Genomic DNA, 13,637 nt, shown 5'->3' with positions numbered 1-13,637 from the left:
CGGGGCCCGGATGACGCCCCGGGCGGCTGGGTCAGCTGAGCGGCAGGACGCTCGCCCCCCCGGCGTCGAGAGCCAGCCGGTTGGCGGCCCACCCCTGGCCCGCCAGCCGTGCGACCTTGTCGGCCGCACTGTCCTCGACCAGCGCGAGCACCGTGGGGCCCGCGCCGGAGACGACCGCGGGGATGCCGTCCGCACGCAGCCGGTGCACCAGGCTCACGCTGTCGGGCATCGCCGGAGCGCGGTATTCCTGGTGGAGCCGGTCCTCCGTCGCCGCGAGCAGCAGCTCGGGACGCCTGGTCAGGGCCTCCACGAGCAGGGCCGCGCGCCCCGCGTTGACGGCCGCGTCCACGTGCGGGACGGTGCGCGGCAGCAGTCCGCGGGCGGTCTCCGTGAGCACCGGCTTCCCGGGTACGAAGACCACCGGAACGATGGAATCGGCAGGGTCCATTCTGATCGCCCGGGCGGCTCCCGCGTCCGTCCAGGCCAGGGTGAAGCCGCCGAGCAGACAGGCGGCGACGTTGTCGGGGTGGCCCTCTATCTCGGTGGCCAGCTCCACCAGCGCCTCGTCGTCGAGTTTTTCGGCGCCGCCTATCGTCACGGCGCGCGCGGCGGTGATCCCGGCGCAGATGGCGGAGGAGGAGGAGCCGAGCCCGCGGCCGTGCGGGATGCGGTTGGCGCAGACGACCTCGAGGCCGCGCGGCTGCCCGCCCAGCAGGTCGAAGGCGGTACGGAGAGACCGTACGAGCAGATGGCTCTCGTCGCGCGGCAGGCCCTCGGCGCCCTCGCCCGCGATGTCGACGTGCAGACCGGAGTCGGCGACCCGGACCACCACATCGTCGTAGAGCCCCAGGGCGAGACCGAAGGCGTCATAGCCGGGACCGAGATTGGCGCTCGAGGCAGGGACGCGCACTCGGACGGCGGCGGCGCGGAACGCTGGACCGGCCATCGCTCGATGACTCTCCTTGTATGACGTGAGATTGCTCGAAGAGGTACGGAACACCGCGGGGGCCGTGACAGGACGGCGACGCCGCACAGAGGTGAGGGCTCTGCGTCGGGGCGGATTCAGTACAGCCTATCGAAGGAAGGTTCTGTGGCGACATAGGGCGCACGGGAGGCGCACGATGCGTGTCGCACTCCCTGTCGTCGACCAGGTCCACTCTACTGGAGGGTTTCGCGCGCCCTCGTCGTTCCCGCGCATCTCGTCCACCGCTCGAGTGGATCTTTAGATCGCCCGCCAGACCGCCTGGCGGACCGCCCAGCGGATCGGCCCGCGGACCGCCCCACGGGGGCGGGTGGGCGGGCCGGGGTGCCGTCGTCGGACACCCCGGCCCGCCTGGCGCGTTACGCCGCTGCGCGGGCGCTACGTCGCCGCGCGCGCTACGCCGTTTACGCGTACCGCACCGTTCACACGTACCGCGTCGCTTACGCCAGTCCGAGCCGTACGGCCGCCGCGTCGGCGTCCACCGGCACGATGACCGGCTGCGGGGCGCCCGCGACCGCCCAGTCCGGGTCCTTCAGGCCGTTGCCGGTCACCGTGCACACGATGCGCTGGCCCGGGTCGACCTTGCCCTGCTCGGCCGCCTTCAGCAGTCCGGCCACGCTCGCCGCGGAGGCGGGCTCGACGAAGACACCCTCCTGGGAGGCGAGCATCCGGTAGGCCGCGAGGATTTGACGGTCGGTCACCTCGTCGATGAAGCCGCCCGACTCGTCCCGCGCCCGCTCGGCCTGCGTCCACGAGGCCGGGTTGCCGATCCGGATCGCGGTGGCGATGGTGGCGGGTTCCTTGACCGGCGCACCGCGCACGAAGGGCGCGGAGCCCGACGCCTGGAAGCCCCACATCCGGGGCGTGCGGGAGGACGGGCCGCCCTCGGCCGCGTACTCCTGGTAGCCCTTCCAGTAAGCGGTGATGTTGCCCGCGTTCCCGACCGGCAGGACGTGGATGTCGGGCGCGTCGCCGAGCATGTCGACGATCTCGAAGGCCGCGGTCTTCTGCCCCTCGATACGGGCCGGGTTGACCGAATTGACCAGCGCCACCGGGTACTTCTCGGACAGCCCGCGCGCGAGCGTCAGACAGTCGTCGAAGTTGCCGTCGACCTGGAGGATCTTCGCGCCGTGCACCAGCGCCTGGCCCATCTTGCCCAGCGCGATCTTGCCCTGCGGGACCAGCACCGCGCAGACCATCCCGGCCCGTACGGCGTACGCCGCGGCCGAGGCCGAGGTGTTGCCGGTGGAGGCGCAGATGACGGCCTTCGCACCGGCCTCCTTGGCCGCGCTGATGGCCATCGTCATGCCGCGGTCCTTGAAGGACCCCGTGGGGTTGGCGCCCTCGACCTTGAGGTGGACCTCGCAGCCGGTGCGCTCGGAGAGCACCTGCGCGGGGACGAGGGGCGTCCCGCCCTCGCGGAGGGTGACGACGGGGCTCGTCTCGCCGACCGGGAGGCGGTCGCGGTACTCCTCGATGATGCCCCGCCAGCCGTTCCACTGTCGGGTGCCGGACATTCGAGGCCCGGCGTCAGCAATTGCGTTCATGATTTCCCTTTTTCTCCGCTCGCCCTCTACTCGGCCTCTGCTCCGCCTCTGTCACCCTGCTACTCGCCCTCGACCCGCATGATGCTCGCGACATCACGGACCGTGTCGAGCCTGCGCAGTGTCTCGACGGTCGCCGAAAGCGCGGCATCGCTGGCGCGGTGGGTCACGACGACGAGGGACGCCTCGCCGTCCTTGCCCTGCTGCCGGACCGTATCGATCGACACGCCGTGCTCGGCGAAGACTGTTGCGACCTGAGCGAGAACGCCCGGCTTATCGGCCACATCGAGGCTGATGTGGTACCGCGTGACCACCTGGCCCATGGGGCTCACGGGCAGTTGGCTGTACGCCGACTCGCCCGGCCCGGCGGTGCCCGCCAGCTTGTTGCGGCAGGCCGCGACCAGGTCACCCAGAACGGCCGAGGCGGTCGGCGAACCGCCCGCGCCCGGTCCGTAGAACATCAGCTGACCTGCGGCGTCGGCCTCCACGAAGACCGCGTTGTACGCCTCGCGCACCGACGCCAGCGGATGGGCCAGCGGAATCATCGCCGGATGCACCCGCGCGGTCACCGACCGGCCGTCGGCGGCCCGCTCGCAGATCGCGAGCAGCTTGACGGTGCACCCCATGCGCTTGGCGGAGGCGATGTCGGCCGCGGTCACCTCGGTGATGCCCTCGCGGTGCACATCGTCGAGGGTGACCCGGGTGTGGAAGGCGATCCCGGCCAGGATCGCGGCCTTGGCGGCGGCGTCGAAGCCCTCGACGTCGGCGGTCGGGTCGGCCTCGGCGTACCCGAGGGCGGTGGCCTCGTCCAGCGCCTCGGAATACCCGGCTCCGCTGCCGTCCATCCGGTCGAGGATGAAGTTCGTGGTGCCGTTGACGATGCCGAGGACACGGTTGATGTTGTCGCCGGCCAGCGACTCGCGCAGGGGCCGCACCAGCGGAATCGCGCCCGCGACCGCCGCCTCGTAGTAGAGGTCCGCGCCGCGCTCCTGGGCGGCGGCGTGCAGCGCCGCACCCTCCTTGGCGACCAGCGCCTTGTTGGCGGACACCACGCTCGCGCCGTGCTCGAAGGCGGTGGTGATCAGCGAGCGGGCGGGCTCGATGCCGCCGATGACCTCGACCACCACGTCGATGTCCCCGCGCTTGACCAGGGCGGTCGCGTCGGTGGTCACCAGCTCGGCCGGCACCCCCTCGCGGACCCGGCCGGGGCGGCGCACCGCGATCCCGGCCAGCTCGACCGGGGCGCCGATGCGCGCCGCGAGGTCGTCCGCGTGCGTCGTCATGATGCGCGTCACCTCTGAGCCGACGACTCCACAGCCCAGCAGCGCCACTTTCAGCGGACGCGTACGCATCATCCGACCTCGCTTCTCATCCATCTAGGTGGTGCACCAGTCTCTTGCACTGGAGGGGGATTCCTACCCCGGGTCCAGTATCCGAGATTTCCTTCTCGCTAACCGACATCGCCAGCTCGATATCGCTAACCGACATCCCTAACCGACGTCGAGCCGCAGGAGGTCCTCCTCCGTCTCCCGCCGGACGATTTCCCGCGCCTGACCGTCCCGGACGGCGACGACCGGCGGACGCAGCGCATGGTTGTAGTTGCTGGCCATCGAGCGGCAGTACGCGCCGGTGGCCGGGACGGCGAGCAGATCGCCGGGCGCCAGATCGGCGGGCAGGAAGGCGTCCCGTACGACGATGTCACCCGACTCGCAGTGCTTGCCGACGACCCGGGACACCATCGGCTCCGCCGTGGACGAACGGGAGACCAGCGCCACCGAGTACTCCGCATCGTAGAGCGCCGTACGGATGTTGTCGGACATGCCCCCATCGACGCTGACGTACGTCCGCAGCCCGGGCAGTTCCTTGACCGTACCCACCTCGTACAGCGTGAACGCGGTCGGCCCGACGATCGCCCGCCCCGGCTCGACCGACAGCCGCGGCACCGAGAGCCCGGCACTCGCGCACTCCCGGGTCACGATCTCCCGCAGCGCCTTGGCGATGTCGTGCGGCTCGCTCGGGTCGTCGTCCGGGGTGTACGCGATGCCGAGGCCGCCGCCGAGGTCGATCTCGGGCAGCTCGACCCCGTGCTCGTCCCGGACCTCCTTGAGCAGCCCGACCACCCGGTGCGCGGCCACCTCGAAGCCCGAGGTGTCGAAGATCTGCGACCCGATGTGCGAGTGCACGCCGATCAGCTCCAGCCCGTCGAGCTTCAGCGCCCGCCGTACCGCCTCGGCCGCCTGCCCGCCCCCGAGCGGAATGCCGAACTTCTGGTCCTCGTGCGCGGTCGCGATGAACTCGTGCGTATGCGCCTCGACGCCGACCGTGACCCGGATCTGGACCTTCTGCCGCTTGCCCAGCCCGTGCGCGATGTGCGCGACGCGCACGATCTCCTGGAACGAGTCGAGCACAATGCGCCCGACACCCGCTTCGACCGCCCTGTGGATCTCCCTACTGCTCTTGTTGTTCCCGTGCAGCGCGATCCGCTCGGCGGGCATCCCGGCGGCGAGCGCGGTCGCGAGCTCCCCCTCGGAGCAGACGTCGAGGTTCAGCCCCTCCTCGTGCAGCCAGCGCACCACGGCGCGGGAGAGGAACGCCTTCCCGGCGTAGAACACGTCCGCGTCGTCCCCGAACGCCTCCCGCCAGGCCCGGCAGCGGGCGCGGAAGTCGTCCTCGTCGAGGAAGTAGGCGGGCGTCCCGAACTGCTCGGCGAGCGTAGAGACGTCGATCCCGCCGACGCTCACCACTCCTTCGTCATTCCTGGTCACCGTGCGGGACCAGACCCGAGCATCGAGCTGATTGAGATCGGCGGGCGGCGCGGCGTAGTGCCCCTCGGGCAGAACATCGGCGTGACGGGGCCCGGCGGGGTGGGCGGAACGGCTCATGCTGTCTCTCTCACGGGGTTTCGCTGTTCAAAGGCGTTTCGGAGCACTGATGCCAAGCAGGCGGAGGCCATTCGCGAGGACGACGCGGGTAGCCTCGGCCAGGCGTTTTCGCCGGTTGTCGGCCTGTCCGAGGTAGGCATCAGCGACGGCAACAAGGTGTCGCGCAAGCCGATCGGGCGAACGGTGCCGAGCGGCGGCCTCGACGGTACGAGGAAAGTCCCCGAGCAACCCGAGCAACACCAAGTCGTCGAGGCCTTCTACTCCCTCATCTCCCTCATCGACGGACCGATGGGTGACGGCATGCGCGTACCGCACCCGGAAGAGCGGATTCCCCTCCCGCTGCGCCAGCAGGTGCGCGGGATCCAGATCGGGCAGATCATGCGCGGCAGCCCGCAACAACCCCCACCGAGCAGCATCGGAACCAAGCCGAGTAAGCAGCTCGCGGGCATCGCCCCCGGCAGCCCGCACAGATATAACCTCACCGCCGACGCCTACGTCGACCGATCCCCCACACCCCTCAACAAGCCCCACGACCGCATGCAGCACGAGCGCAGCCCGCACCTCATCGGCGGGCGCGAAGCGCGCGTGCACTCCGGCGAGCCCGCCCCCAAGCCCGTAGCCATCCCCCTGCTCAAGAATGGCCTCGACCAGCTGCTCATGCGAGCGCGCATCCAGGGTGATGTTCAAGAACCCAGGCCCGGCGATATCAACGCCCGCGATGCCAGGCGCCTCGACAAGCCGCCGCCGCAGCACCTCGGCGATCCGCGCGGCAGCTCCCTCACCACGCCCCCGAGCGAGCTGCAACGCAACATTGGTCGCGTAATCCCCACACCCACCCCGCGGCGGAATCCGCACCTTCACCCGCTCCGGCACATCGACACACAGCTCGTCGGCCTCGACGGCGCGACGCACGGTGTGCAGCACAGTGCGGGAGAGCTGGGCGGGTGTCACGGCACAAGCGTATGGGAGGAGGGGGGTACCTCCGCGAACCGGTTTCGCCCCTCGGACCGCCGCACGCCCGTCTTACGGAGGGTGTGAGGTCGGGAGGCCCACCGACCAACCCAAAACCTCGGCTAGCCGGTGGGCCCCACAGCCTGCTCGGCATCACCGGGCGCCGCCGCCCCAGCAGCCCCTTGCCGCATCAGCCGCCCCACAAGCTTCACCAGCTCGGCGGGCTCGAAGGGTTTCGCCAGAAAGGCATCCACCCCCAGCGCCTGCCCCCGGTCCACCTCCACCTGCGTACACGCGCTGATCATCGCGACCGGCAACCGCCGGGTCCGCGCATCAGCACGCAACCTGGACGCCGTCTGCAGCCCATCCAGTCTGGGCATCACGACGTCGAGAGTGATCACATCGGGCCGCACCTGGTGAACGATCTCCAGGCACTCGGCACCATCGGCCGCGGTCACGACCTCGAAGCCCTCCAGCTCGAGGTTGACCCTGATCAGCTGCCGGATGACCTTGTTGTCGTCGACGACAAGGACCCGGCCGGACAAGCCAGGCACACCCAGAAGACTAGGCGCGCCCCCACCCCCGCGTCCGCGTTTTGCCCACTTCCACCACGTCCGAGGGATCTTCCCCCCACTCCCCTGCACCCCGCCCCCCACATGCGGTATACCCCCTCCGCTCCCACCCCGCCCTCTCCCTCACCGCCCCCCGATAACCGTTCATGACCACCCCCAGCGAACTGGTAGTGTTCTACTCGTCGCCGCGAGACAGCAGCGACAGGCAAGCCCCCGTAGCTCAGGGGATAGAGCAACGGCCTCCGGAGCCGTGTGCGCAGGTTCGAATCCTGCCGGGGGCACTCCGGATAAAGGCTCTGACCAGCAGAAATGCTAGTCAGGGCCTTTCTTGTGCATGCCAAAACGCACACGGCCTACTTGGCCGTGACCACTCGACCTCTCATGGCCCTGATCAGGGGTTTCCCATGGCCGGGCGGGCGAAGTCCCAATTATCCGATCCCGCAAAATCGATTCCTGTGGGACATACGCGGGCCATAAAGCCGCAAGGCCGGATCCCTCCCCCTCAGGAGGCCACTTTGACCTGCATGTTTGCCAAGGGGACCAGCCAGAAGGCACACGGAGGAACAGGCCGTTGCACTTTCCCGGACCAGATTCGGCACAGTCTCGCAAAGATGCTCGTGCCCGCCCGGCGGCCTGGGCGAGGCACCGCAGAAGCCAACGCCCGGCACGGTGACACCTCCCCCAAGCTCCGGTTCCCCCCAACCCGCCTCGTCCCGGCAGCCCGCACAGAAGCTAAACCACCGCAGGGCATCGGAAGCCTCGCCTCCTCCAACACCCGCGTGCGGAGTTGAGTGCGCACCCTCACCACTGCCCGCCCTCACGCACTACGGGAGCGTGGACGAACTCACTCGATGGGCGCCGGGACACTCGCGGGCGCACTCGCCGCGGAGCGAGATCAGCCGGGCGTTTTCGCGGGGTTGCCGCCGCTGTCGGCGCCCGACAACCTAGCTAACGCCTGCGGGCGTTGAGCGGAGCGGTGGGAGACGAGTACCACCCCTTCGATGAATGCACCGACAACGCAAGTGAGAGGATCGGAAGTATTCGCACGACTGATTTCACGGGGGACATCATGAGTGACGAGTCGAGGCATCTGGCGCGGCTGATCTGGTCCGTATCGGACCTTCTCCGCGGAGACTTCAAGACTTCCGATTACGGCAAGGTCATACTGCCGTTCACCGTCCTGCGGCGCCTGGACTGTGTCCTGGCGCCAACGAGGGGCAAAGTACAGGACGCGGCCGACAACTTCGAGGGCGGCGGGCACGCCCTGGAGGCGCTCCTCAGAGTCGCCTCCGGGCAAGCTTTCTTCAACACCAGCCGTCTCACGCTGGAGGATGTCGCTTCCTCACCGCACAACACGGCGCCCCTGCTACGGGATTACGTCGCTGGGCTCTCGGACAACGCGCGGGAGGTGATGGAGCGCTTCGAGCTGGATCAGACGATCAAACGGCTGTACGACACCGACCTGCTGTACCTGGTCATCAGCAAGTTCGTCTCGCTGGACCTGGGGCCGACGGTCACCAGCCATCAGATGGGGCTCGTCTTCGAGGAGCTCGTACGCCACTTCGCGGAGCACAGCAGCGAGACGGCGAGTGAGCACTTCACTCCGCGCGAAGTCGTCCGGCTGATGGTCAGTCTCCTGACGGCTCCCGACACGGACATCCTCACCCTGCCGGGTACCGTCCGGTCGGTCCTCGATCCGGTCTGCGGAACCGGCGGGTTGTTGAGCGAGGCGGAAGATTACATCACGGGGCTCAATCCCCAGGCCCACGTTGCCCTGTACGGACAGGAGATCAACGCGGAGACCTGGGCCATCTGTCGCTCTGACATGATGATGCGGGGCCTCGACCCGGACAACATCGCTTATGGAAATGTGCTCAGCCGCGATGGACACCAAGAGGGACAGTTCGACTACCTGTTGGCCAACCCGCCGTTCGGCTCGAAGTGGAAGAGGGTCGCGGACGCCGTCCGGGAGGAACACGAAAATCTCGGTTACAGGGGCCGGTTCGGCGCGGGCCTGCCACGTATCAACGACGGATCACTGCTCTTCCTACAGCACATGCTGTCGAAGATGAAGACAGTGGACGCCTCTGGCATCGGCGGGAGCCGCATGGCCGTCATCTTCAACGGCTCCCCGATGCATGTAGGGGCTCCAGGGTCGGGTGAGTCCGACATCCGGAAGTGGATCATCGAGAACGACTGGCTTGAGGCCGTGGTGGCCCTCCCTGATCAGCTCTTCCACAACACGAGCATCGGTACCTATCTGTGGGTGCTATCCAACCGGAAGTCCGCCAACCGGAGAGGCAGCGTCGTCCTGGTCAACGCCCAGGATCAGTGGCAGAAGATGCGCAGCACAGTGGGCGGCAAGCGGAAGTACATCGGACCGGATCAGATCGGTGAGATCACCCGGCTCTGCCACGAAGCGCTGCCTCCCACCTCCGATCGTCCGCAGCACGCCAGAGTGCGCGTTCTCCGCAACGACGAGTTGGGCCACCGTCGCATCACCATCGAGCAACCACTACGTCTGCGGTACGAACTGTCCACCGAGAGCCTGACTCAACTCGCCGCATCCCGGCTGGTCCAGCAGACGAGCACCGCCGACGCCCTGCTGGCGTCCCTTCGCACGCTCGTCGGATCGACCTGGAGCACCAGCTCCGCGGCGTTCGCCGCGCTGCGGCACGCGGTCGCAGCCGGCGGAGAGTCCTGGCCCGGCGGAGCCGCCTTCAACAGAGCGGTTCGCAAGGCGATCGGAGTGCGCGCCAGCCAGGGGGAGGTCCAGAGATCAAGGGGGGTGACCGAACCCGATCTAGAATTGCGCACATTCGTCGACCTTGCACTGCACGAGGACCCGGAAGACTATCTCCGACGCGAGGTGCACCCTCATACGCCCAACGCCTGGATCGACCACAGCAGGACCAGGGTCGGCTACGCGATCGCGCCCGCTCTCTTCCTCGTAGCGGAATTCGTCGGCCCGGTGGAACCACTGCGGCACTTCGCGCACCTGGAGACGGTCCGTATCGGACCGCATCGCGATGACGCGGACGAGCCGAGCGAGACCGACCGGCCCAAACACCTCAGAGCTCAGGATCTGTACCAGGCCGAATCTGCAGTGGAACTACCGGATGCCCCGAAGGAAAGTCCCGCGCTCACGCCCTGCGCGGGAGGCAACTTGGTGGGAAGGCCCGGAAAGTGGCGACTTCTTCCTCCGGGCTTCGGCGAGGCAGCCACCTCCTTGTTTGTCCTGCACCCGTTGCGTGGCAGCGGAAGGGCATTGTGTGAATGGCTCAACTCGCTGAAGGAAAACGGACAGTTCCCCAACCCGCGAGACCTGCTCGACCTGCCCGTTCCCGTGGCACTGGTTGCCGACGAGGAGGTCGACGATCTCCTGACGGAGGTGCAGGAGGGGCGACGCACCCTCCGGAGCGCGACATCGGGCATCTTGCCCAACATTTTCGCGGACAGTGAGACGGACATCCAGCGACTGCGCGAGCAGGTTCGGTCCGCGGCCTACGAAGCCCGGTTGGTCGGAGAGCTCGTGCGTCCTCTCGGCGACCCAGTCTGGCGGGCGGAATGGAGCTACCCGTATCACGTGGCCGCGCTCGCCCACCGGTACCGGATCAGCACCCATCCTGCAGAGCGGAAAGACGGCCTCCTCAAGCTCGGTGAGGGCATCGCCCGAACTCTGGGCCTCCTGGCGCTGAGCGAGATCGTCGCAAGCGAAGGTTTCACGAGGAACGTGCGGAACAAATTCCGTACAGGGGCGACCTTCGGGACCTGGCTGACACTCATCGACAGACTCCCGAATGCGGTCGATGCTCCTCGTCTAAGAGAACTCTCCACACTTCACGGTCGCGACAACGCGCGCCCGTTGCTGGGCGAGATCAAGGACTTCAGGAATGACTCCCACCATGCTCACGGTGTGCGGGCAACCCACGAGCTCGATGAGGACGTGGACAAACTAGAGCCGTACGTGGTGTCCGCCATCAGCTCGGTCAGCTGGCTCTCAGGTACTCACTGGGACTGGGTGGAACGGTGCGAGTACGTCGACGAGTCCTCGTACAAGCTCGTCGGTCTGCGACTTCGCGGGAGCCATCCGAGCTGGGAGCCCTTCGAGCGGTCCAGCACCTATCCCTTGCGCCCCGATCGTATATACGTCGACAGCACTCCTTCGGGCCCACCGGTGGACCTGTGGCCACTTGCCGCCGTGAGTCTGTGCCCCGAATGCCGCACCCGCGAGCTCTTCTTACTGAATCAGGTGCGGGACGGGCAGTTGACGTTGCGCAGCCTAGAGGAACACACCCTGGAGATCCCGGACAGTGAACCCGAATGAGTAACTCAACGTCAGTGGTGAACAGTCGGAGAGGCTGAACCGCCCCGGGTTGCGTGGGGAGGCTCCACCAATCCCGGAATGATTCATTGTCGGCCGCCTCGCCAAGATCAGCCGCTCGCGAGCGCTACTCGTATTCGTGCAGGAGTTTGTCGATACGCTGGTTGGCGATCTCCTGCCGCCCGTACAGGCACTTGGCGTACGTGGCCATGAGCACCTCGACGCTGTTACCGGCGCGCTCGGCCACCTCGGTCGGGTCGACGCCAGCGTTGAGCCAGGTGGACAGGGCCGAGTGGCGCAAATCGTATGGGCGGGCTGCGAGCAGCGAGCACACCAAATCCGGGGGGAGGCCGATTTCGCGGGCCTCGTGCCAAGCACGATCGTAGGTACTGGATCCGACGATGCCGCCGCGCTCGCTGAAGAACAGCCGCCCGTCGTCCGCGGTGCCGAAGGTGTCGATGCTCTCTCGCCAGAGCGCTACCAGTTCGGGCGGCAGTGGTACGGGCCGGGTGTCGTCGGCTGGACGGCTCTTGAGACCGCGTTCATCGTGGGCTCTTCCGGTGTCGGTCCACCGCTTGCCCGCCTGCGGCAGTGTGCGGTGCACGCTCGCCTGGCCCCAGCCCTCGGCGGGCAGCACGCAGTTGGGCAGAGACACCCCGATTGCTTCGGCGGGGCGCAGCCCGGCGTAGTACATCCCGGCGAACAGCCCGACCAGTCTCCGTCCACGTGCCCGCCGGTAACCGCCGACGTAGGAGACCGCGCACAGCAGGGAACGTGCCTGGCTGGGGTTGGCGACCACCCGCGGGTCGACCTGGTCGACGGTCTCAGCCACTCTCCACTTGATGGGAGCGAGCGGATCGGCAGACAACTTGCGCTGCTCGACGGCATACCGCATGGCGTTGACCAGTACCTTGTGCTTGTGCCGCTGCGTCTCGGCCGCCGCCACCGCGCCATCCTGATTGAGTCGCAGTGCTGTCAGCACCGACCGCATCACTGCCGGATCCATCAGATCGGCCAGCAGACGCGAGGCTCCCGCCACCCAGCGCAGGGCCAGTCTGACGTCAGCTGGCATCTGAAGCGGCTCCGGGCGCGGGACGACGAACGCCCAGCCCCGCATCGCCCGCCGCAGCAACTCGTCACTCGGACGGCCCCGCACGTCCCGGAGCATCGCCCGGGTGATCGCGCACAGCGCGTCGTTGGTCTCGTCCCGCGTCTTCGCTGCGATCAGCGGCCACCTCATCTCCATGTACTCCAGAGCAAAGGCATACCAGCTGACCCCAGCCGCGCGCCCCTGTGGCAAGCCACAGCTGATACCCGCAGGGGACTCATCCGCGACGCCTTGTCGAACGGCACGGAGGAGCACGGCGCCCAGGTCATCGGCCAGCGCCCTGATATCCGTCGCACCCGCCGTGCGCCGGCCCGCCACGGCCCTTCCTACACGTCTCTGGCCGGGGACGCCGCGCGCCTGAGATTTCGAGTTCCTCATGACGTCCACCACCTCCCTGACACGTGAACGTCCTGGATGCCCATATCAAGCCCGGCAGCAACAACACCCTCTTGAGTCCCAACGTGCGCCCAAACCCAGATTGGAGCTCGGACCGGACCTGCACCTCGCGACTGTCTCTGCCAGACCCATTCGATCAGGGGAGGATGAAAGGTAGGATAGGTAGCATGAGTGAGCCTACCGGCAAGTACTCGATCACTATGCCGCGCGATATCGCCGAAGCCGCCAAGGCCCGCAGTGGCCCCTCCGGACTGTCTGCCTATGTCGCCGCAGCCGTCGCCCGCCAGATCGAGCGGGACAACCTCAACGAGCTCATCACGGTTGCGGAGGCCGAACATGGCCCAATCGCCGACGAAGAGATTCAGGCTCTGCGCCACCAACTCCACCAAGCCCGAGAGCAACAGACCCAAGGCGGAGCGAACGCCGCGTGACCCTCTCCCCCGCCGCCCCCGGCGGCACCCTGGTCCTCGACAGCGAAGGGCTGGCCAAGGCCGTGTTGCGCGACCGTACGGTCACCGGCTGGCTCGCCCTCGCCCGCGCCGACGACCTAAGGGTGATCACTTCCGCAGCCACCCTCGTGGAAGTGATGCACCCACGGATCAATCGCCCAGCCCTGGAATGGACCCTGTCTCGCCTCGTCATCGAACCGGTCACCGAGCTCATCGCCCGTCACGCCGCCACCCTCCTCGCCGACGCCCGCCTGCACGGCCACAAGTACGCCATCGACGCCATGCTCAGCGCCACCGCCCTCGCCGCACCCCGCCCCGTCACAATCCTCACCTCCGACCCGGAGGACCTCACCGTGCTGTGCGGCGGAGGCGCCACCGTCATCAAGATCTGATGCGTCCACGGGCTGTCTGTCGCTGCTGACGCTTCCG

The 13,637-nt window shown here is 67.9% G+C and carries 10 protein-coding genes and 1 tRNA gene; 4 read left to right on the top strand and 7 right to left on the bottom strand.

What is annotated here, in order from left to right; all coding sequences use genetic code 11:
• Nucleotides 1–31: 31 nt before the first annotated feature.
• From thrB to ABZ370_RS22950, 6 genes are all read right to left on the bottom strand, one after another.
• Complete coding sequence (thrB, locus tag ABZ370_RS22975) at nt 32–946, bottom strand: homoserine kinase (RefSeq protein WP_358623921.1); 915 nt, start codon at nt 944–946, stop codon at nt 32–34.
• 476 nt (nt 947–1,422) lie between these two features.
• Nucleotides 1,423–2,529, bottom strand: coding sequence for a threonine synthase (thrC, locus tag ABZ370_RS22970; RefSeq protein WP_358623918.1), 1,107 nt, complete (start codon nt 2,527–2,529; stop codon nt 1,423–1,425).
• A 59-nt stretch (nt 2,530–2,588) separates the two neighbouring features.
• Nucleotides 2,589–3,881 carry a homoserine dehydrogenase gene (locus tag ABZ370_RS22965; RefSeq protein ID WP_358623915.1) on the bottom strand — a complete coding sequence of 431 codons (1,293 nt, stop codon included), beginning with the start codon at nt 3,879–3,881 and terminating at the stop codon, nt 2,589–2,591.
• Between the two features lie 135 nt (nt 3,882–4,016).
• Nucleotides 4,017–5,408 carry a diaminopimelate decarboxylase gene (gene lysA / locus ABZ370_RS22960; RefSeq protein ID WP_358623912.1) on the bottom strand — a complete coding sequence of 464 codons (1,392 nt, stop codon included), beginning with the start codon at nt 5,406–5,408 and terminating at the stop codon, nt 4,017–4,019.
• A 27-nt stretch (nt 5,409–5,435) separates the two neighbouring features.
• Nucleotides 5,436–6,359 (bottom strand): DALR anticodon-binding domain-containing protein, encoded by a 924-nt coding sequence (locus ABZ370_RS22955; protein ID WP_358623909.1) that lies wholly within the window; start codon nt 6,357–6,359, stop codon nt 5,436–5,438.
• A 122-nt stretch (nt 6,360–6,481) separates the two neighbouring features.
• Complete coding sequence (locus ABZ370_RS22950) at nt 6,482–6,913, bottom strand: response regulator (protein WP_358623906.1); 432 nt, start codon at nt 6,911–6,913, stop codon at nt 6,482–6,484.
• Between the two features lie 227 nt (nt 6,914–7,140).
• Between ABZ370_RS22950 and ABZ370_RS22945 the strand changes: the two genes are divergently transcribed.
• Together ABZ370_RS22945 and ABZ370_RS22940 are read left to right on the top strand one after the other, a co-directional pair.
• Nucleotides 7,141–7,212 (top strand) — tRNA-Arg (locus ABZ370_RS22945).
• A gap of 788 nt (nt 7,213–8,000) precedes the next feature.
• Complete coding sequence (locus ABZ370_RS22940; RefSeq protein WP_358623904.1) at nt 8,001–11,258, top strand: class I SAM-dependent DNA methyltransferase; 3,258 nt, start codon at nt 8,001–8,003, stop codon at nt 11,256–11,258.
• A 124-nt stretch (nt 11,259–11,382) separates the two neighbouring features.
• On the opposite strand, the gene ABZ370_RS22935 is transcribed toward ABZ370_RS22940, so the two are convergent.
• Nucleotides 11,383–12,681, bottom strand: a complete 1,299-nt coding sequence (locus tag ABZ370_RS22935) for a site-specific integrase (RefSeq protein ID WP_358623901.1) — start codon at nt 12,679–12,681, stop codon at nt 11,383–11,385.
• 245 nt (nt 12,682–12,926) lie between these two features.
• Between ABZ370_RS22935 and ABZ370_RS22930 the strand changes: the two genes are divergently transcribed.
• Both ABZ370_RS22930 and ABZ370_RS22925 read left to right on the top strand, forming a co-directional pair.
• Nucleotides 12,927–13,190: a CopG family transcriptional regulator gene (locus ABZ370_RS22930; protein ID WP_358623899.1), complete on the top strand. Its 264-nt coding sequence runs from the start codon at nt 12,927–12,929 to the stop codon at nt 13,188–13,190.
• Nucleotides 13,187–13,600, top strand: coding sequence for a DNA-binding protein (locus tag ABZ370_RS22925; protein ID WP_358623897.1), 414 nt, complete (start codon nt 13,187–13,189; stop codon nt 13,598–13,600). The genes ABZ370_RS22930 and ABZ370_RS22925 overlap by 4 nt, the downstream gene beginning before the upstream one ends.
• Nucleotides 13,601–13,637 lie beyond the last annotated feature (37 nt).

It is taken from the genome of Streptomyces sp. NPDC005962 (assembly GCF_040629205.1).
Lineage (GTDB): Bacteria > Actinomycetota > Actinomycetes > Streptomycetales > Streptomycetaceae > Streptomyces.
Note: the sequence above shows the minus strand (reverse complement) of the source record. Positions and strands in the feature narration are given on the sequence as shown.

Coding starts and splice junctions, on each gene's coding strand:
- lysA (WP_358623912.1), bottom strand. CDS start 5,408: ATGAGCCGTTCCGCCCACCCCGCCGGGCCCCGTCACGCCGATGTTCTG.
- thrB (WP_358623921.1), bottom strand. CDS start 946: ATGGCCGGTCCAGCGTTCCGCGCCGCCGCCGTCCGAGTGCGCGTCCCT.
- thrC (WP_358623918.1), bottom strand. CDS start 2,529: ATGAACGCAATTGCTGACGCCGGGCCTCGAATGTCCGGCACCCGACAG.
- ABZ370_RS22940 (WP_358623904.1), top strand. CDS start 8,001: ATGAGTGACGAGTCGAGGCATCTGGCGCGGCTGATCTGGTCCGTATCG.
- ABZ370_RS22930 (WP_358623899.1), top strand. CDS start 12,927: ATGAGTGAGCCTACCGGCAAGTACTCGATCACTATGCCGCGCGATATC.
- ABZ370_RS22965 (WP_358623915.1), bottom strand. CDS start 3,881: ATGATGCGTACGCGTCCGCTGAAAGTGGCGCTGCTGGGCTGTGGAGTC.